General features: G+C 57.1%; 1 rRNA gene. It reads left to right on the forward strand.

Annotation, left to right across the window (positions count from 1 at the left end):
* A 16S ribosomal RNA gene (locus ACTHUT_RS22040) occupies positions 1 to 445 on the forward strand; the annotation flags it as partial.

The following is a 445-nucleotide window of genomic DNA, read 5'->3' on the forward strand; positions in this document are numbered from 1 at the left end:
CCTACGGGAGGCTGCAGTGGGGAATATTGCACAATGGGCGCAAGCCTGATGCAGCAACGCCGCGTGAGGGACGACGGCCTTCGGGTTGTAAACCTCTTTTAGCAGGGAAGAAGCGAAAGTGACGGTACCTGCAGAAAAAGCACCGGCTAACTACGTGCCAGCAGCCGCGGTAGTACGTAGGGTGCAAGCGTTATCCGGAATTATTGGGCGTAAAGAGCTCGTAGGCGGTTTGTCGCGTCTGCTGTGAAAACTGGGGGCTCAACCCCCAGCCTGCAGTGGGTACGGGCAGACTAGAGTGCGGTAGGGGAGATTGGAATTCCTGGTGTAGCGGTGGAATGCGCAGATATCAGGAGGAACACCGATGGCGAAGGCAGATCTCTGGGCCGTAACTGACGCTGAGGAGCGAAAGGGTGGGGAGCAAACAGGATTAGATACCCTGGTAGTC

The sequence above is a fragment of the Neisseria sp. P0022.S010 genome, assembly GCF_051956635.1.